The organism is Cupriavidus sp. FW306-01-F10A, assembly GCF_058782785.1.
Genome location: NZ_JBYSYA010000041.1, coordinates 15,462 through 34,949, shown reverse-complemented (window position 1 = coordinate 34,949; position 19,488 = coordinate 15,462). Strand labels below are relative to the sequence as shown.

The 19,488-nt window shown below is 58.3% G+C and carries 15 protein-coding genes; 12 read left to right on the top strand and 3 right to left on the bottom strand.

Going from position 1 to position 19,488, the window contains the following annotated elements:
* Positions 1–441 precede the first annotated feature (441 nt).
* The 7 genes from AC3WLF_RS30605 to AC3WLF_RS30575 all read left to right on the top strand — a co-directional run bounded on the left by AC3WLF_RS30605 (position 442) and on the right by AC3WLF_RS30575 (position 10,484).
* The gene (locus AC3WLF_RS30605; protein WP_492359280.1) at positions 442–2,121 is read left to right on the top strand and encodes a GMC family oxidoreductase; all 1,680 of its coding nucleotides are present in this window, start codon (positions 442–444) and stop codon (positions 2,119–2,121) included.
* A 281-nt stretch (positions 2,122–2,402) separates the two neighbouring features.
* Positions 2,403–3,638: an ABC transporter substrate-binding protein gene (locus AC3WLF_RS30600; RefSeq protein ID WP_492359279.1), complete on the top strand. Its 1,236-nt coding sequence runs from the start codon at positions 2,403–2,405 to the stop codon at positions 3,636–3,638.
* A gap of 468 nt (positions 3,639–4,106) precedes the next feature.
* Positions 4,107–4,898 (top strand): crotonase/enoyl-CoA hydratase family protein, encoded by a 792-nt coding sequence (locus AC3WLF_RS30595; protein ID WP_492359278.1) that lies wholly within the window; start codon positions 4,107–4,109, stop codon positions 4,896–4,898.
* Between the two features lie 94 nt (positions 4,899–4,992).
* Positions 4,993–5,925: an amidohydrolase family protein gene (locus AC3WLF_RS30590; RefSeq protein ID WP_492359277.1), complete on the top strand. Its 933-nt coding sequence runs from the start codon at positions 4,993–4,995 to the stop codon at positions 5,923–5,925.
* 30 nt (positions 5,926–5,955) lie between these two features.
* Complete coding sequence (locus AC3WLF_RS30585; protein WP_492359276.1) at positions 5,956–6,717, top strand: SDR family NAD(P)-dependent oxidoreductase; 762 nt, start codon at positions 5,956–5,958, stop codon at positions 6,715–6,717.
* A 12-nt stretch (positions 6,718–6,729) separates the two neighbouring features.
* Entirely contained in the window at positions 6,730–8,499 is a 1,770-nt protein-coding gene (locus AC3WLF_RS30580) for an acyl-CoA dehydrogenase family protein (RefSeq protein ID WP_492359275.1), read from the top strand.
* 182 nt (positions 8,500–8,681) lie between these two features.
* Positions 8,682–10,484 carry a feruloyl-CoA synthase gene (locus AC3WLF_RS30575; protein WP_492359274.1) on the top strand — a complete coding sequence of 601 codons (1,803 nt, stop codon included), beginning with the start codon at positions 8,682–8,684 and terminating at the stop codon, positions 10,482–10,484.
* A gap of 76 nt (positions 10,485–10,560) precedes the next feature.
* On the opposite strand, the gene AC3WLF_RS30570 is transcribed toward AC3WLF_RS30575, so the two are convergent.
* From AC3WLF_RS30570 to AC3WLF_RS30560, 3 genes are all read right to left on the bottom strand, one after another.
* The gene (locus tag AC3WLF_RS30570; RefSeq protein ID WP_492359273.1) at positions 10,561–11,721 is read right to left on the bottom strand and encodes a methyl-accepting chemotaxis protein; all 1,161 of its coding nucleotides are present in this window, start codon (positions 11,719–11,721) and stop codon (positions 10,561–10,563) included.
* Between the two features lie 376 nt (positions 11,722–12,097).
* Positions 12,098–13,126: an XdhC family protein gene (locus AC3WLF_RS30565; protein WP_492359272.1), complete on the bottom strand. Its 1,029-nt coding sequence runs from the start codon at positions 13,124–13,126 to the stop codon at positions 12,098–12,100.
* A 92-nt stretch (positions 13,127–13,218) separates the two neighbouring features.
* Positions 13,219–13,986: a transporter substrate-binding domain-containing protein gene (locus AC3WLF_RS30560; RefSeq protein WP_492359271.1), complete on the bottom strand. Its 768-nt coding sequence runs from the start codon at positions 13,984–13,986 to the stop codon at positions 13,219–13,221.
* 220 nt (positions 13,987–14,206) lie between these two features.
* On the opposite strand from AC3WLF_RS30560, the gene AC3WLF_RS30555 reads away from it, so the two are divergent.
* Genes AC3WLF_RS30555 through AC3WLF_RS30535 form a run of 5 tightly spaced genes read left to right on the top strand, consistent with a single transcriptional unit; the run spans position 14,207 to position 19,481 of the window.
* A complete protein-coding gene (locus AC3WLF_RS30555) occupies positions 14,207–15,052 on the top strand; it encodes an alpha/beta fold hydrolase (protein WP_492359270.1) in 846 nt (281 codons plus the stop codon).
* Positions 15,052–15,918 (top strand): FAD binding domain-containing protein, encoded by an 867-nt coding sequence (locus tag AC3WLF_RS30550; RefSeq protein WP_492359269.1) that lies wholly within the window; start codon positions 15,052–15,054, stop codon positions 15,916–15,918. The genes AC3WLF_RS30555 and AC3WLF_RS30550 overlap by 1 nt, the downstream gene beginning before the upstream one ends.
* Positions 15,915–18,224, top strand: coding sequence for a xanthine dehydrogenase family protein molybdopterin-binding subunit (locus tag AC3WLF_RS30545; protein ID WP_492359268.1), 2,310 nt, complete (start codon positions 15,915–15,917; stop codon positions 18,222–18,224). The genes AC3WLF_RS30550 and AC3WLF_RS30545 overlap by 4 nt, the downstream gene beginning before the upstream one ends.
* Positions 18,225–18,226: 2 nt before the next feature.
* Positions 18,227–18,715, top strand: coding sequence for a (2Fe-2S)-binding protein (locus tag AC3WLF_RS30540; RefSeq protein WP_492359267.1), 489 nt, complete (start codon positions 18,227–18,229; stop codon positions 18,713–18,715).
* Positions 18,681–19,481, top strand: a complete 801-nt coding sequence (locus tag AC3WLF_RS30535) for an SRPBCC family protein (RefSeq protein WP_492359266.1) — start codon at positions 18,681–18,683, stop codon at positions 19,479–19,481. The genes AC3WLF_RS30540 and AC3WLF_RS30535 overlap by 35 nt, the downstream gene beginning before the upstream one ends.
* Positions 19,482–19,488 lie beyond the last annotated feature (7 nt).

Genomic DNA, 19,488 nt, shown 5'->3' with positions numbered 1-19,488 from the left:
CGTTGTCTCCTTGTTAGCCAATAGTCATGGTGATCGAGGCACGCCGCGATAAAGACGAGGGCATGTTCGACCGGTGTGGGCCAAAGGCTATAAAAATGCGTGAAAGCCGGCAAACGACAGTTCTTCATACCGAGCATGAGAAGATGTCGCTCCAGGTCAGCTGCCAGTGCAAGGTCTTGTCGTCGTCTCGGTCTTCCCAAGGTTTTTCGATTTCTGACGGGAGCGCCTCGCTTCGTCCTGACTCATATCCGCTATGAGCAACTTTCGTTGGTGAGCTCTGGAGCGGTTTGCTAGCCTTCGCTTCAAATGGGGTGCCAGATAGCCTTGCATGGGTGGCTGGACGCGTTGCGGCTTGGCTCAGGCTCTCTCTGTTTGTGGGTTGAGATCACAGTACCCAGATTCTTTGCCACCTTGCATCAGTAAATAAAAGAGATCGAGACAATGGAAGAGGCTTTGCTAGGGCGATTCGACTACATCATCGTTGGGGCGGGATCGGCAGGATGTGTTCTGGCCAATCGTCTCTCTGCCGATCCGAATGTCAAGGTGTGTCTGATCGAGGCGGGTGGCGCGGATTGGTACCCGTGGATTCATATCCCGGTCGGATATTTCTATACTTTCGACAACCCTCGAACGGACTGGCGGTTCCGTACTGAACCAGAACCTGGCCTTAGCGGACGCAGCATTAAGTATCCGCGTGGACGGGTACTTGGCGGTTCGTCCTCCATCAACGGCATGGTTTACATCCGCGGACATGCTGCAGATTACGACGGGTGGCGTGCGCAGGGAAATGTGGGTTGGGCTTGGAACGACGTGCTGCCTTACTTCAAGAAGTCAGAGGACCAGGCGCGCGGCGCGAGTGAGGCCCATGGTGTTGGGGGGGAGCTGCGCATTGAAGATCTTCGCGCGTCATGGGACGTGCTCGATAGCTTCTGTGCTGCCGCTGTTGAGTGCGGAATACCGCGCACTGCCGACTTCAATGCAGGCGAGAACGAGGGTGCCGGTTACTTTCAGGTCACGCAGAAGGGTGGGTTCCGCATGAGTACCGCTCGCGCGTTTCTCAAACCTGCCCGTCGTCGGTCGAATCTCGCGGTTCTATCGAAATCTGTGGCGAAGCGCATCCGGTTCGATGGGCGACGGGCGACCGGCATCGAGTTGCAGCATCGCGGAAGAGATGTCTTCGTCCGCGCCGAACGCGAGGTGATTTTGGCGTGTGGGGCGGTCGGCTCGCCGCAACTTTTGCAGCTATCTGGAATCGGGGATGGCGCTGCCCTTCAGGAGCTCGGGATACGCAGCATTCATCACTTGCCAGGTGTTGGTGAAAACCTGCAGGACCATCTGGCGATGCGCACCATGTATCGGGTCCGCAATACCACGACGCTGAACCAGCAAGCTTCAAGTCTCTGGGGACGGCTCCAGATGGGGTGGGAGTATTTGCTGCACCGGAGGGGGCCGTTGACCATCCCGCCCGCCCTTGTCACGGCATTCTTTAAGAGTGACGTATCGCGCGCAACGCCGGATCTGCAATTTGTCTGCTATCCGCTGACATATGACGCGGTGGGCGATCCTCCGCATAAGTTTGCGGGCTTTTCGGCAAGTGTCTGTCTGCTGCATCCGGAGAGCCGGGGACAAATCAAGTTGAAGAGCGCCAACCCCCTTGATGCTCCTGCGATCCATTTGAACTTCCTCACGCAGCAGGCCGATCGGGAGAAGGCGATTGCCGGGTTGAGGAAGGTGCGCCAAGTGTGTGCGTCTTCTGCAATGAGCCGCTACGCGCCTGAGGAGTTCGCGCCCGGCGTGAATCTCCAAAGCGACGAGGAAATCATCCAAGGCATCTCCAAACAGGCCGGAACGATCTTTCATCCGGTCGGTACTTGTAAGATGGGAAGCGACCCTCTTGCCGTCGTCGATTCGCGCCTGCGAGTCCATTGCGTCGACGGGCTGAGAGTTGTCGACGCTTCCATCATGCCGACCATCATTTCGGGCAACACGAATGCAACGACCATCATGATCGCGGAAAAAGCTGCCGACATGATTCGTGAGGATTCGCTGCCGTCGAAAAAGGCAGTCGCTGAAAAATCCGAACAGGCACCCATCCACGAACTAGACGTGCCGATGATCTGACGACGGCTCGTGTGTCGGTACGGCCGGGAACTGGCTGGAGTTGCGGTCACTGCGCCGGTCGCTAGTTCCCCGGATATCCCGACACTGTCTCAATGCCGCCTCACAGCTGAGTTGGTGATCCCGTTCTGCGCCCGAGCTCGCGTAGCGAGCGACCTCTCCGCGCAGTTACGGAGATTGCGTTTGTTGTAATGCTGGCGCGCGGTTGCTAAAGATGCCCACAGCGCAAAGGGGGGCATGCCAAGAATATTGACGCAGTGCGTTCTTACCAAGGAGACAAAAGCATGGCGACGATGAAATGGGCGTGTATCAAGGCTTGCGTTTTGAGTATGGCAGTGCTGGCGGTATCAGAACACGCGCTCGCAGAGGCCGGTTCCTTCAGCGGTGGAGCAGTGAAAATCGGCGTACTCACGGATCTCAATGGCATTTACTCGGACTCGGGCGGTCAGGGATCGGTCATCGCGGCACGTATGGCCATCGAGGACTTCGGCGGTAAGGTGAGGGGCGTGGCTGTCCAGCTCGTCACGGCCGACCATCAAAACAAGGCGGATCTGGGGGCAACCAAGGTACGCGAATGGTTTGATACTGACGCCGTCGATATGGTGACCGACGTTATTAACTCGTCAGTTGCTCTTGCTGTCGCCCGCGTGGCGGACCAGAAGAAGCGCATCAACATGAACGTTGGCGCCGGTTCCACCCGACTGACGAACGAAGAGTGTTCTCCATACACCGTGCACTATGCCTTCGACACCTACGCACTGGCGAACGGCACGGCGCGCACGGTGGTCAAGCAAGGCGGCAAGACGTGGTACTTCTTGACCGCTGACTATGTATTTGGGAATGCCCTTGAGGCAGACGCGGCTGGGGTCGTCCGTGCCAGCGGCGGCAAGGTTCTCGGTGCCGTGAAGCACCCCCTGAACACATCCGACTTCAGCTCGTTCCTCATGCAGGCGCAGGCATCCAAAGCGGACATTGTCGGTTTGGCAAATGCCGGGACCGACATGATGAATACGATCAAAGGTGCGCGCGAGTTCGGGCTAGGGGCGTCAGGTCAAAAGCTGGTCGGCCTATTGGTCAACATCAATGATGTTCATCACATGGGCCTTGAAACTGCTCAAGGGATGCTGCTCACCGAGGGCTTCTATTGGGACCGGAACGACGAAAGCCGTCAGTTTGGAAAGCGGTTCTTTGCCAAGGCGAAGGTGATGCCGAACATGGTTCATGCGGGCGTCTATTCTGCAGTCACCAACTATTTGAAGGCGGTAGACGCCGTTGGCACCGACAACTCGGATGCGGTGATGAAGGCATTGAAGTCAAGAGAAATCAATGACTTCTACGCAACCCACGGCAAAATTCGCCAGGATGGCAGGATGGTTCACGACATGTACCTCGTTGAGGTTAAGAAACCATCGGACTCGAAATACCCCTGGGACTACTATTTCGTTCGCGAAACGATTCCAGGTGCGGTGGCATTCAAGCCGCTGTCCGAGTCGAAGTGCTCTTTCGTCCAGAAGAGCTAACGTAGGCGCCCGTGTCGGACCGTGCCAAATGGTCCGTCCATCCCGATAGACAGCGCGGTGCTGATCAGTCATCAGCCAATTGCCGCAGCGCTTCCCAAAGCCGGGCAGCGCTCCGGTTGCGCTGCCGTTGCTTTGCAGCGCGGCAGCAAATTGAGCCTGTCCCTTCTCATTCCAACCGTACGGTCGCATCGGTCAAGTCGACCGCCTTTCCTGGTCAATCAAGAGTAGGGAATCCACCTAGTTGCGCGCGCTTGCCTCTCGGCGGCAGTCCTGCATAGTATACATATACAGGGTAACGATTACCCGGCATATTCACGCGATGTGTAGCGAGCCGAGGGGCCTACCTACCGAAGCGACTTGGCCGGCCGGGGGAGTTCGCACGAACTCAAGCCGCCTGCTCAAGATAGCTCGCCATGAGTCAAGCCGAGCAGTGGGTAGGCAACGATTGTGCGTTTAAGGGAGAGGTATATGGACGGATCACATTCGATCGACGACGCGTTGGTCGCGGTCGAAATTAATAAATCGGTGGCGCGGGTAACGCTGAATCGCGCTCATAAACGGAATGCGCTCAGCTTGTCGGCCGTTCGCCAGCTGAAGACTGTTTTTGAGTCTTTCCCCGATACGGTCAAAGTGGCCATTCTCGATGCACGTGGCGAGCATTTTTGCGCTGGCCTAGACCTCGCGGAGGTCCAATCGGTCACAGCGGCGGAGGGCGTTTATCACTCGCGACAATGGTATGAAGCATTCCGGAGCATTCAATTCGGGCGGATCCCGGTTATCTGCGTGATGCGAGGGGCTGTCATCGGTGGTGGCCTCGAACTGGCTTCCGCCGCGCATATCCGAATTGCTGAAGATTCAGCTTACTTTGGCTTGCCTGAAGGTCAGCGCGGCATTTTTCTCGGGGGCGGCGGCTCGGTACGTATCCCGAAGCTGATTGGATTCTCTCGGGTGATGGAGATGATGCTGACAGGCCGGGTCTACGGTGCCGAAGATGCATTTCGTATGGGCTTGGTGCACTATGTTATGCGGCCCGGTAAGGGGCTCGCTAAGGCGCTCGAACTGGCTGAGCATGTTGCGTCGAATGCCGCCGTATCCAATTTCGCCATCATGCATGCACTGCCGTTGATTGCGGAACAGACGATGGAGCACGGGCTGTTAACCGAAGCGCTAATGGCCGGTGTGACCGAGGCGGAGGAGGAGGCGCACTCCCGTATTAGCGCATTCCTTGAGAAACGAGCCGCAAAAGTCACGCCTGAATGACGCTGTCGAAGGGCATTGATTTGGCTAACAACGATCTCAATCGATCAGTGCAAATCAGCGTTAGCGGTTGTATCAACCTTCAGACGATATCCCCATGAATCTCCAAGATGTGGTCGCCATTGACGTGCACACGCATGCCATGGTGTCAACGCGGAATCCGCCCGATCCCGTTGCAATCGAGTTTGACAACGCGATGGCGCAGTATTTCAAACAGGCAATGCCGAAGCCGACGATCTCGGAGACGGCAGCCTACTACCGCGCCAGAAAGATGATGGCGGTCATCTTTGCCGTTGACACTGAAAGCGCAACGGGGCAGATCCGGATACGCAATGAGGAGATTGCGGAGGAGGCCGCCGCGAATAGCGACGTTCTCATTCCCTTTGCGAGCATTGACCCCAGGCGTGGAAAGATGGCAGCACGCGAGGCAAAAACGCTCATCACGGAGTATGGGGTCCAAGGTTTCAAGTTCCACCCGTCGCTGCAGGCGTTTTTCCCCAATAATCGCAGTGCATATGACCTCTACGAGGTGATTGCGGAGTACGCCCTGCCAGCCATTTTCCACAGCGGCCAGACTGGTGCTGGTGCCGGCATGCGAGCGGGCGGCGGAATTCGCCTGAAGTACTCGGACCCAATCTACCTGGACGACGTCGCGGTCGATTTTCCGGATATGAAGATTGTGATCGCTCATCCTTCATTTCCGTGGCAAGAGAACGCGCTCGCGGTGGCTACCCACAAGCCGAACGTCTACATCGACCTGTCAGGCTGGTCGCCAAAGTACTTCCCCCCGATTTTGATTCAGTACATCAATGGGTTGCTGAAGAACAAGGTGCTTTTTGCATCGGACTTCCCAGTGATTACGCCGGATCGCTGGCTGGCGGATTTTGAAGGGCTCCCGATCAAACCGGAAGTCAAACCGCTGGTGCTTAAAGAGAACGCGATTCGTCTTCTGGGGCTCGATCGTGAAGGCGAGCTTGGGGCATACCGGCGGCTGCAACCACCGTCCCAGAAAGACGGTGACTGCTGCTGACCATCATCGACTTTCAAAGGACTTGACGCAATGAAGCTGGAAGCTACTCCCGTACTCGTCACAGGTGCCGCGTCCGGGCTTGGGGCGGCGACTGCCCGCCACCTTGCCAGCCAGGGCGCTCGCGTGGCGCTCTTGGACATCAATGTCGATGGCGCGAAGCGGATTGCCGACGAAATCGGCGGTCTCGCATTGGCGTGCGACGTGACCGATCCCGCGAGCGCGGAATCTGCTGTCTCAGCAGCGCGTGAGGCCCACGGCCCCGCGCGGATTCTCGTGAACTGTGCGGGTGGCGGGCCTGCAAAGCGCGTTGTCGGAAAGGCCGGCCCGATGCCGCTCGATGACTTCATGAAAATCGTGAGCCTGAACTTGTTCGGCACCTTCAACATGATCCGCCTGGCGGCAGCCGACATGGCGGGACTTCCAGACAGTGGCGACGGCGAGCGCGGCGTCATCGTGTCGTCCGCCTCGGTGGCGGCCTACGAAGGCCAGATTGGTCAGTCAGCGTACGCAGCCTCAAAGGGGGGTATCGTATCGCTCACCATTCAACTGGCCAGAGAGTTCGCACAGCTTGGTATCCGGGTGATGTCCGTCGCGCCCGGCATCTTCCAAACGCCTCTGCTGCAAGCCGCATCGCAAGAGGTCCAGGAATCATTGGCGGCCGCCATCCCATTTCCGCGACGTACTGGCGACCCGTCCGAGTTTGCTGACCTGGTCCGGCATATCGTGATCAATCGCTATCTCAATGGCGAAGTGATTCGATTGGACGGCGCCATCCGCTTGGCACCGCGGTAAGAGGAGGGAGGGATGGCCTTTCGAGCGCCGGGCGCGGACCAAAACTTCGTCCTATTCGAACTGTTGGATGTAACGCGACACTTTGCGTCGATGGGCGCGCAAGCCGCGCTGGATGAGTCCACCCTGCGCCAGATTGTCGAGGCGGCAGGGGTCTTTGCAAGCGAGGCAGTGCAGCCTCTGAATCGAGTCGCGGATATGGAGGGGTGTCGTTTCGAGGAGGGACGTGTAACGACCCCTCCTGGCTTTCGACGGGCGTACGAAGAATTCAGAGAGCAAGGCTGGTCTACGCTTTGTGCCGAAGAGCGTTACGGTGGCCAGGCGCTTTCGCGAGTCACTTTTAGCATTCTGATCGAGCTATTGAGCGGCGCGTCACACGCGTTCGCCATGTACGCTGGGATCAACTACTGCGCATCTGAATGCCTGCGGAATGGGGCCGGGGAGGGGTTGAAGGCCCGCTGGTTGCCGCGCCTTCTTGACGGCAGCGTTCTTGCAACGATGGCGATGACGGAGCCTGGTGCTGGTTCTGATCTCGGCCTGATTCGAGCGCGGGCCGTTGCGCAGCCCGACGGTTCGTTTTCGATTTCAGGGGCCAAGATCTTTATCAGCGGAGGTGATCAAGATCTGACGGCGAACATCGCACATCTCGTATTGGCTCGATTGCCTGGAACTCCGGAGGGAACCAAGGGGTTGTCCCTGTTCCTCGTGCCAAAGCTCACGGAAGACGGTCAATGGAACGGGGTGTTTTGTGATGGTGTCGAGCACAAGCTGGGGCTACGTGGGAGCGCCACGTGTTCGCTGCGCTTCGAAGCCTCACAAGGATGGATGGTAGGAGAGCCTCATCGTGGCTTGGCCTCCATGTTTCATATGATGAATGCCGCTCGCTTGATGTGTGCGGCGCAGGCCGTGGGTCTCGGGGAGGCCAGCTATCAGCAATCACTGGCTTACGCCTTGGAGCGTCGGCAAGGCAAGGCGACGGGCTCCGCCGCAGCTGAGCATGGTCCTTCGCGACTCTGCGACCATCCAGATGTTCAACGCATGCTGATGGTGCAGAAAGCGTACAACGAGGGTGCACGAGTGTTGATTCACTGGAGCGCGCTTGAAATGGATCGCTCGGAGCGACATCCCGACGCGACTGTACGCAGCGAGGCAGCCGAGCTGGTTGCGCTACTCACGCCGATCCTGAAGGGATTCTTATGCGAGAACGTGCAGGAATGCACGTCCCTCGCTCTACAAATCCATGGAGGGCATGGCTTCATCAGCGAGACGGGCATCGACCAGTTTGTACGCGATGCCCGCATTCTTCCAATCTATGAAGGGACGACAGGAATACAAGCCATCGACCTGTTGGTTCGAAAGCTTCTGCAGAAGCGCCCGGATCTCGCACCCCTTCAAATTCTTGTTGAGACAGCATTGGGCGAGTGCAGGGAGCAGGCGGTCAATGATGAGCGACTCCAGGCTATGGCCGACAAGCTTTCAGCATTGTCAGCGACGATGCTCGAGACAGTTGATTTCGTCGCGCAGCGTACAGGTGAAGACACCGCTTATCCATATCGCGTTGCCTCCGACGTACTTCGCATGCTGGGGCACGCAATGCTTGCTGTGGCATGGGCCCGTGCTGCGGCAGTTGCGTCGCGCAAGCAACCGCAAAGTGAGAACCCCTTCTATGCGAACAAGATCGAGACGGCTCAGTTCTACTATGCCTATTTACTGCCAGAGGTGGAACAGGCCGTACTGAGGATACGTAACGATCCTGGCGCGTTATCCATCGATTGCTTTGCCTGAGGCTGCGATGCGGAGTACGTCCTCGGTTGCTCAAGCCTAGGCACACCGAGGTCCCCGCACCCCACGAGCTGCCTCCACCGACCATTCGTATCAGCGCAAGTGCGTGATTCCTGGCGTGTTCTGGCCACAGTGAATCTGTAGCGTCCGCTTGCCAATGACTCTATATAAGACAGGAGACCACAATGAGCACTGGGGAATTCATCGATGCCGATTCACTGGCGCCGCCGCGCACAATCAAGATCGATCGTGGAGACGGGACATTCATTTTGAAGTCTCCAGAACCACTCAAGCCTTACGCGCGTTGCATTGGAGAATGGGTGGAGCGTTGGGCTGCGGAGACGCCAGACGCGATAGCCATTGCAGAGCGTGATCCAGATGGGCAGTGGCGGCGTGTCAGTTACGGAGAACTACGGAAGCTGATCGGTTCCATCGGGCAGAGTTTGATTGACCTCGAACTGCCTGCAGAGCAGCCGATTGTTGTGCTTTCGGATAACGCGATTGATCATGCGCTTCTCATGCTTGCGACCATGCATGTCGGGCGTACGATCTGCAGTGTTTCCAGTGCCTATTGCCGGCTCGCGAAGGATTTTGGAAAGATTCACGGCATTCTCCAGTCACTTTCGCCGGCCCTGGTGTATGCGTCCGATGCCTCGGTCTACGGGCCGCCTCTAGCAAGCTCCGGGTTGCGGCCGGTGACAGTGTTTAGCCGAGGCGCCGACAACTACCCAGGCGCACTCGCGTTCGATCAACTGACCCGCGCTGTAGAGCGTCCTGCCGTCATGGAGGCCTTCAATGCGATTCAGCCAGACGATACCGCCAAGTATCTGCTGACATCGGGTTCAAGTGGCCAGCCCAAGCTGGTGATCAACACGCACCGGATGCTGTGTGCCAATCAGCAGATGATTGCGCAGGTCTGGCGCTTTCTTGAGCTCGAGAAGCCGATCGCCGTCGATTGGTTGCCGTGGAGCCATACATTCGGCAGCAATCACAATATGAACATGATTCTGCGCAACGGTGGCACGATGGTCATTGACGAAGGTCGACCCTTGCCAGGACAAGTCGAAAAGTCCGTGCGCAATCTTTGCGAGATTCAACCGACGTTGTATTTCAACGTGCCCCGCGGCTTTGACATGATTCTGCCCTTACTTGAGCAGGACGAGTCGTTGGCGAGGGACTTTTTCAAGCGTATCCGAATGGTGTTCTACGCGGGTGCTGCCCTACCTCAGTCGACGTGGGAGAGGCTGGATGCGCTGGCGCGTCGCGTGCGTGGGCGACCGGTTTGGTTTACCACCGCCTGGGGTTCCACGGAAACCGCTCCGGTGGCAACGAATCCGCACTGGTGGCTCGAGCGTGCCGGCGTTGTCGGTTTGCCCCTGCCAGGCGTTGAGTTGAAGTTCGTGCCAAACGGCAGCAAGTTGGAGATGCGTGTTCGGGGTGTCTCAGTCTTCCCCGGCTATCGCAATGCGCCAGAAAAAACGGCCCAAGCTTTTGATGAAGAGGGGTTCTACTGTATTGGCGATGCTGGCTTCCTTGTCGACGAGAACCACCCGGAAAAGGGCATTGTCTTCAATGGCCGCGTTGCTGAAGACTTCAAGCTAACGTCCGGCACATGGGTGTCCGTCGGGACGCTGAGGGTGAAGATTGTCTCGGCGCTTGCCCCGTTTGCGCAGGATGTAGTGATCACGGGACACGATCGCGATGAACTCGGTGTATTGATTTTCCCGAGCCCTCAACTTAAAGCCTTGTCTGTGGAGGAGGCGGCATCCAAGATCGGCGCTGCGCTCAATGCGCTCCGCAGCGAGGGCGGCGGGTCGTCACAGTGCCCCTATCGGGCGCTCGTGCTGGCTGAACCGCCAAGTATCGAGGCAGGGGAGATCACAGATAAGGGATACATTAACCAGCGCGCCGTGATTGACAGGCGGGCCGCAGATGTCGAAACACTGTACGCCATGCCTTTTGACCCGCGCGTGATCACTCTTTCCTGATCGGCATATGGGCGGTCAGTTCGATAGCTGGCAGCCCACTCCATTCCTAAACAACCAAGTCCCTTGAGGCCACCGATCAATTCCGGATCGGTGCCGACGCTCCTGCAGTCTCTGTCAACGTGAACGACGAGACAATGCCCTTGAGCTTGGTTGCTTGTTCTTCGAGCGATTGGGCGGCCGCTGCCGCTTGCTCGACCAGCGCAGCATTCTGTTGTGTGACCTCGTCCATCTGAACGATGGCTTGGTTCATCTGCTCGATGCCGCGGCTTTGCTCTTCCGATGCTCCCGCAATCTCACTAACGATATCGGACACGCGCTTGATCGCTGATTTGACTTCGGTCATCACATTGCCTGCTGTCTCGGCCTGCTGTAAGCCATCCTGTACCGTCACGACGGAGGATGCGATCAGGTCTTTGATTTCCTTTGCCGCCGTGGCGGAGCGTTGGGCCAGGCTGCGGACCTCGCTGGCCACGACTGCAAAGCCCCGTCCCTGTTCTCCGGCGCGGGCGGCTTCTACCGCAGCGTTGAGGGCAAGGATGTTTGTCTGGAAGGCGATCCCTTCAATGACTCCGGTGATGTCCGAGATCTTGTTTGAGCTGCCGCTGATGCGATCCATCGTGCCAACCATGGCCTGGACAGCATCATTGCCTGTAGCCGCGATATCGGCAGCTTTTGTTGCTAGGGTATCGGCCTGACGAGCGTTGTCCGCGTTTTGCCTTACCGTCTCTGTCAGTTCCGTCATGCTGGAGGCAGTCTGCTCGAGGGAGGCCGCTTGCTGTTCCGTGCGTGCAGATAGGTCGAGGTTGCCAGCGGCAATTTCTTGCGTCGCGGTCGTCACAGAATCCGTAGACCGATCTACAGCTGTTATTGTCTGATCCATTCGCTGCATAAACTTGTCGAACGCAACGGCGGCGCGCCCAAACTCGTCCATGCGCGGGCTTTCAGAGCGCTTGGATAGGTCTAGCGTGTGCGCAACTTCTTCAAACTTTCGGTGTATGCGCTGAAGGCCGCCACATACGACGCGGAGAAGATGCAAACCGCTGCATACGACGATGGCACCCCCGATCCAGGTGGTGGCAATCAGGGCGACTAGACATGAGCGGTACTGAGTGGCGGTGCCGGCGTCTATGCGCGATAAACCGATAGCGCCCATCAGCCCGACGATGAACATCAGCGCTGCGCAAGTGCCAAACGCAAGTAACAGCTTGAGGCGGATCGTGAAGATCAGCTTCCGCATAGTGTCTTCTCCCAGAAGAATGATGTAGTCGCCGCAGCAAAATCCAGGTCAAGCGCTGCGGTAGAACGGTTTAGGTGGGTGATGGCTATGCCCGGCACTCACAGAAGGGGCGGGCATAAGAGCGACCGATTGTTCAATTCATACGCCTCCTGATGGACGGCCGAGATGAATATCCTTTGATAGTCGTTTACCCCAGACGTGGCTCCGTGCGCCTACCGGAATGGCTTGCTTACCCAACGGCCAATCTACGAGGCAGCCGGCACTGCGAACCGCATTTGCGCAGATGCTGGTGCCTCACAACGATTAGGGCTGGCTTCAGTGGACGGTGAAGGTTGAGGTTCGGTCTGCGCAAGACGACAGTTGCAGATTGGTCAATCTAGGGCTGCGTCTGACAGATTGCCGAGTTGATGGTGTCTTCCACCATGGACGTTTGTGGTGCTTCAACAGGGAAGGTCTGTGTCACGGCTATGCCGTTTTTTATCGCGGTGATTTCGGCAAGAATCGCGATTGCAATCTCCGCCGGCGTGCGCGCGCCTAGGTGAAGACCAACAGGGCCGTGCAACCGTGCAATCTCTTCAGAAGACAGGTCAAACAGCGACAGACGCTCACGTCGCTTCGAATTGTTGAGACGTGACCCAATGGCACCAATGTAGAACGCGGGCGATTTGAGTGCCTCGAGCAGCGCCATGTCATCGAGCTTTGGGTCATGCGTCAGTGTGACCACTGCGCTGTGCGGATCGAGGCCCAACCGCAGCAGAAGGTCGTCCGGCATTTCGCGTGACAGTTCGGTGCCCTTTACGTTCCATTCGTCCGCATACACTTCGCGTGGATCGCTGACGATAACGTGATAGTCCAGCGCCAGTGCCATCTCTGCAACATAGCGCGACAGCTGCCCAGCGCCGATGATGATCAGGCGATGCCGGGGGCCATGCGAGGTGATCAGGCGTTTGTCATCAAAATAAACGGCGGGAACCTGTTGTCCTGGTGTCAGACGGGTCTTGCCCGTAGTCATGTCGAGTTCACGGATGACCAGGTGGAATTGGGAGACTTCCGCCAGTAAATCTGCAATGCGCGAGTGCTTCCGAACAGGCTCCAGTACAAGTTGCAGTGTTCCACCACACGGCAGGCCGAATCGATGTGCTTCGTCGGCACTCACGCCGTAAGTCGTTAATTCTGGCGTTTTACGTGGCCAGTCGCCAGCGCGAACCCGCTCGACAAGGTCGTCCTCAATGCATCCTCCGGATACAGAACCAACCAAATATCCATCTTCACGAATGGCCAGCATGGAACCAACGGGGCGCGGTGCCGAACCCCAAGTACGGATGACGGTCACGAGTGTTACGCCGTAACCCGATTCGGTCCACTGTGTCGCTGCCTTTAGAACTTCCAGGTCGACGCTGTCCACTGAGCCTCCTGCGGCGGGATTATGGTCCAGAAGTTGGTCGGCTCGTAGTCAAGCCATGCTTAACGGTGGGGCGGGGAGGGACTTACACCCCATCACGCTACTATTGATGGATCTGCCTTTTCGTGCCCCGCGGGTGCAACAAGCGCCGGATCCACGCCGTGGTGGGCAAGCCTCGCGGCGACAAAACCGCTGGCCTTCATTTCCTCGACAAACGTGCGGAGCACCTGCGCTGCTTGGCCACCAAGGTGCTTGGGCAATCCAACCGCTTGGCGAATCTGCATGAAGCGGTTTGGTAACAGCCGTAAGCCAGGAATGCGCCGCGCATCAGCTTCCAATTGCTGCTTGACGCCTGCCGCGACATCCAGATTCTCGCTAACGAATGTATCCACGACTGCGGGAGATGTCGGGGCCCGAACAATCTGTGCGTGTTTGAGTTCTCGGGTCAGGAACAAGTCGTAAGCGCTTCCTTTACCAACAACGACTCGTTGCTCCGCGCGGTCCACCTCATCATTCTGGGTGATCGCAGAGGTGTCTCGTACCAGATAGAAGCCTTCAATCACGACATACGGCGTCGTGAATTCGATGTCCTTGCCTCGAGCAGGATCGATCGCGAAGAAGCCAATATCAGCCATGCCGTTTGCTACAACGTCGACTGACTTCCCCGCGGATTCGATCACTACCATTTCGAGAGGGGCACCAAGGCGCTGCGCGAACGCGCGTGCAAGGTCCACCGAGATGCCAGCAGGCGCTCCCGTTGCCGGATCGCGCCCCGCGAGGATTGGGTTGCCGAGGTTAATGGCTGCTCGCAGCTTGCCGGCTGACGTAAACAGGTCTGCGATTGAATGATCGATGTGCGCCATACAAGTCACCTTTTCTTCGGGACTGAATCATGCGGGTTCACGAGCGAGTCTGGCAAACGAAATTTTTTTGCCCTCACTATGACTGCCCTTCATAGCGGGTCCTAATTGAGCCGTCCAGCATGAGTGCGGTTCATGCGCGCTCTTCAAATTTGTCGTTTGCGGATATTCCCTCCGAGATTCACGATGCACCACACGCGGCAATCTTGAATATCGGAAGCAAATGAACATGAAGACATCGTTGGAGAGCATCGTTGTCCGTGATGGGGTACGGATCGCTGCCAGTGTGCATCGCGCACCGGCGAATTTGCCTCGTATTGCGCTACTGCACTCGCTCGCAATGGACCACGCCTTTTGGGCGCCTATGTTCGAGCGATTGACGCTCGAGGCATCAGTGCTGGCCATTGATGCGAGAGGTCACGGAGCGTCGGACAAGCCCACAGGGCCTTATACGACCGAGCAAATGGCTGAGGACCTGAAGGATGTGATCGACTGGCTCGATTGGCCCGACGTTGTCGTTGCCGGTGCTTCGATGGGTGGGTGCGTGGCACTTCAGTTTGCGGGCACGTATAGCGATCGGACGAGCGCGTTGGGGTTGATCGACACCACGGCTTGGTACGGCCCCGAAGCAAAAAAGAACTGGGGCGCGCGTGCCGAACGAGCTCGCGCCGAAGGTTTGGCGGCGATGGTCGATTTCCAAACAACGCGCTGGTTCAGCGATGCATTTCGAGCCGCCCGACCGGAAATTGTCGAGGCCTGCGTGCAGACATTCCTGCGCAACGATGTGCAAGCGTTCGCCGCGACATGCGACATGCTTGGGGAGTTCGACGGGCGTGCCTTGATGGACAACCTGCAGATGCCGACGGCAGTCATCGTGGGGGAAGAGGACTATGCGGCACCGCTTCCGATGGCACAAGCACTGCATGACGGTATCGATAGGTCAACGTTGACGGTCATTCCCGCAGCGCGTCATCTCACGCCGCTGGAGACACCTGATGCCATCGCGTCGGAGCTGCGCGAACTGCTCCTCGCAGGCACGGGCGTTCGCGAAGGAAGGAGGAGTGCGTAATGGTCCCGTTTGAGTTTGTGGTTCCCTACTCGATCGAAGAAGCATTGGGTCTGCTGGATGCGGAAGACCCTGGCATTCGCCCGGTCGGCGGCGGGACGGCGGTCATGTTGATGATGAAAGCCGGCGTGCTACGGCCAACGCGGCTCGTGAGTCTGCACGCCGTTGAGCGCCGCTACGCTGAACTCCACGTCAATGCGAGCGGAGCGTTGGTGATCGGCGGTCTCACGCGCCTTTCAACCATCGAGAACGATGCCGACGTCAAGCGCGGGTGGCCTATGCTCGCGCGGACGATGCGCACGCTTTCGAACGTGCGCGTGCGCAGTGTGGCCACCATCGGAGGGTGTCTTGCGCATGCCGACCCCCATATGGATTTGCCTCCCGTGTTGTCGGCCCTTGGGGCAAACGTATCCATCTCGGGGCCTCACGGCACGCGAAGTGTTCCAGCGGCGGATCTTTGCACGGGGTACTACGAAACAGTTGTCGCCCGCAATGAACTCATTACGGCGGTCACGGTACCGGCGCAGCCGAGCCATACCGCCTACATGAAGGTCACAACGCGAGCGTCGCATGACTGGCCGGCGCTCGGCCTCGCGCTCGCCATGGACGTACGGGACAACGTGATCAGCAAGGCGAGCGTATTCATTGGCGCAGCGACGGACCGGCCGACGCGATTGACGGCGGCACAGGCCGTGCTCGACGGGGCGGCGATTGAAGACGCCACGTTGTTGCGGGCCGGTGAAGCCGCAGTACAGGAAGTCGATCTGATCGGCGATCAACACGGCTCCGCCGCGTACAAGCGCCAACTGTTGAAGGTCATGCTAGGGCGCGCCGTACGTGTCGCTGTCCAGTCAAGGAGTGCTTCATGACGCAATTTCCTCCAGAAATGGCCGATAACGCGATCCACCAGGTCGGACGTCGCATGGAACGACTGGAGTCCAGAGCCAAGGTCACTGGGCGGGCGGACTATACGCACAATGTCGTGCTGCCTCGCATGCTGCATGCGAAGCTTCTGCGAAGCACGGTTGCTCACGGGCGCATTGTCTCGATCAACGTGCAAGCCGCGCAGGCAATGGAAGGGGTGCATTCGGTCGTCACGGGCGCAGACGTCTTGCGCGTAATTCCCGAACCGTACTTCGGCCCAGCGTTTCACGATCAGCCGATCTTGGCGATCGATAAGGTGCGCTACGTGGGCGAGCCAGTTGCAGTGGTGCTCGCTGCAGACCCGCACGTGGCGGAAGCGGCTACGCATCTGATTGATGTGGAGTACGACCCGTTGCCCGCAGTATTCAATGAGGTTGAAGCTGCAAGTTCGACGGCTGTTGTTCACGACGAACTGAAGCCGGCAGGCACGTTCCCCGATCTCAAGCATCTGGCGGGACGCAGGATGACCAATGTCGCGCTGGACTTCCGTGTTCGGCGGGGCAATGTGGACAAAGCCTTCGCGGACGCGGAACACGTCTTTGATGACACATTCACGACGCAGCAGGTGATGCACGTCCCGTTAGAGCCCATGATCTCCATCGCGGAGCCAGGTGACGGGACCATGATTCTGCACACCGCGTCTCAAAGCCCTTCATTCGTGCGCATCGAGATTGCCAGACTGCTGGGTTGGCGCGAGAACCAGGTGCAGGTGAAAACGCGTCATTTGGGCGGGGGGTTTGGTGCCAAGCTCTACATCAAGCTGGAGGCGCTGGCGGTGGCGCTCGCGCTGTTGGCTCGACGTCCCGTGAAAGTGGCACTGACCATGGAGGAGCAGTTCTTCACCATTACCAAGCATGCCACCACGTTCCGTATCCAGAGTGCGGTGGACAAGAACGGGATCATCACCGGCCGCCGATGTGAAGTCTGGTGGAACGGTGGCGCATACGCGGACATCGGCCCGCGTGTGACGCAAAAATCAGGTTTCACCGCCTCAGGGCCGTATGACATCGAGAACGTTCAGATTGATTCGTATCAGGTCTATACGAACCTGCCTCCCGCAGGGGCATTCCGCGGTTTCGGTATCACGCAAGTCGTTTGGGGTTATGAGTGTCAGGCAGACATCATCGCGCGCGCGTTGAAGATCGATCCGATTGATTTTCGGCGACGTAACTTGTTGAAAAACGGACGCCCGCATGCGACGGGAACCGTGATGCAGGACGCAGCGCTCGAGTTGGTGCTGGACCGGGTGGCTGCGCGGATGCAGTGGAATGCGCCTTTCGACAAGGGGAATGGCCGACTGCGTCGCGGGCGAGGGGTTGGGATCGGCTTTAAAGCGGTGGTTGCCCCCACCACGTCGTTGGCAACGATCAGCTTGCAAGGTGACGGTAGTTGCATTCTGCAGGTTGGCACGGTCGATATGGGCCAAGGTTCTGACACGGCGATGGCCCTGATTGCGGGTGAAGTTCTCGGTATGCCGGCGGAGCGCATTCACGTTACGCGGCCGGATACAGACACGACGCCCTATGACATGGCGACGTTGGGTTCGCGGTCGACGTTCCATATGGGACACGCGGTGCGTCTGGCGGCGGAACATGTGGTGGCACAACTCAAACAGCTTGCCGAGGAGCTCGGTGAATCCGAGCAGGGCGTTTCGTCCGCCGGAGATCTGCTGCGCAAAAAGTACGGCATGCAGGCTGGAAACATCATCGGGATCGGCAGCTTTATTCCGAGCTACCAGTCGCCGGACCACGACAGCGGGCAGTCACCTGATATTACGCCGAACTGGATGATCGGTGCCTCAGGGGTAGAGGTAGAGGTCGATACCGAGACAGGGCATTTTCGGTTGGTTCGTTTCGAGAACGTTGTGGACTGCGGTACGCCGATCAATCCGAAGATCGTTGAGACCCAAATCTCAGGCGCCGCAATCATGCAGCTTGGAATGGCACTGCAGGAACAGATGGAGTTCGACGGCGAAGGGCAGCTACGCAACGCATCCTTTTCGGAATACAAGATCCCCGGCATTCACGATATTCCGGAAACCATTGGGTGCGAGATTGCCGAAGCCACGCAATCGAATGGTCCGTACGGTGCAAAGGGCGTTGGCGAGAGCGCGACATTCGGTGTGGCCTCTGCCATTGCAGCCGCAATCGAAGATGCAGTTGGCGTTCGTCTGAAATCGTTGCCGCTCAAGCCGGAAGCCGTATTCCGCGCGATGGCGGAGGTTTGCGGCGAAGCAATCGGCCAGGAGTAAACATGAGCCACACCAGTACACAGATTCAATTCGTTCTTAACGGTGAGCGTGTCACCACTGACATAGAAGGCTACGAGACGATTTTGGAGGTGCTGCGAAACCGTTTCGGTCTGTATGGCGCGCGCGAAAGTTGTGGCCAGGGGTTGTGCGGCTGTTGCACCGTGCGGGTCAACGGTAACGCCATCACAGGCTGTATTTACCCCGCCATCCACGCGGATGGCGCAGAGGTGTCCACCATCGAGAGTCTTGAGAAGGATGGTGAGCTTGACCCGGTGCAGCAAGCCTTCATCGAATGCGGCGCATTTCAATGCGGGTTTTGCACATCCGGGTTCATTCTGATGAGCAAGCAGTTGCTGGAGCGGTACCCTGATCCGACGGACGCGGAAATCCGCAACTATCTCTCTGGAAACCTTTGCCGCTGCGGCGCATATCCAGAAATCATTGCGGCAGTGAAGCTTGCAGCTGAACGTATTCGTGGTGGTGCGCGTTGAAGCGCATCTTCGAAATTTGAGGTCGGAGAAGAACATGGAAATGACTGGGGAGCGCACTCTTGCGCTTTCACGTGAGCGTGTGTGGGCAGCCTTGAATGATCCAGCGGTCTTGAAGCGCTGTTTGCCGGGTTGCGAGTTGTTTGAGAGCGACGAAGCAGAGAATCGCTACAAGGTGGGTATGACCGCTGCGGTTGGGCCCATCAAGGCTCGCTTTAACGGAAAGCTCACGCTGTCTGACATTCAGCCGCCAGTCAGCTACGCACTCGCCTTTGAAGGGTCCGGCGGGGCGGCTGGATTCGGGAAAGGCTCCGCGCAGGTTTCACTGGAAGCCAACGGCGCCGACAGTACAAAGCTGGTTTATGCCGTGAATGCGCAAGTGGGCGGCCGGCTGGCGCAAGTTGGTGCCCGATTGGTGGACGGTGTTGCCAAGAAAATGTCGGAAGAATTTTTTGGCCGCTTTGCAAGAGAGATTGAACCGGGTGAGACGGGGACGGGGGGCTCGGAGCGGATGGGTGGCACCGCCGCGGGACCGTCCCTGGCGGCAGCGCCAACGGCGTTAGGCCAAGCGAGCTCGGCCGGCGCGGGCACGGTGCCCGCGAGTTTCACAGGTGCAGCAGGCAGCCCGACCGTACACGTGACGCTGCAAGACGCAGGGCGCACAAGCACGCTTGCGATGACGCTGGCCACAGTGAGCGCGGCCGTTTCCGCGATGGCCGCAGCTGTCGCGGTGCTTGCCGCCTTCGTTGCTGTGTATGGCGCACGTTGACGGGTGA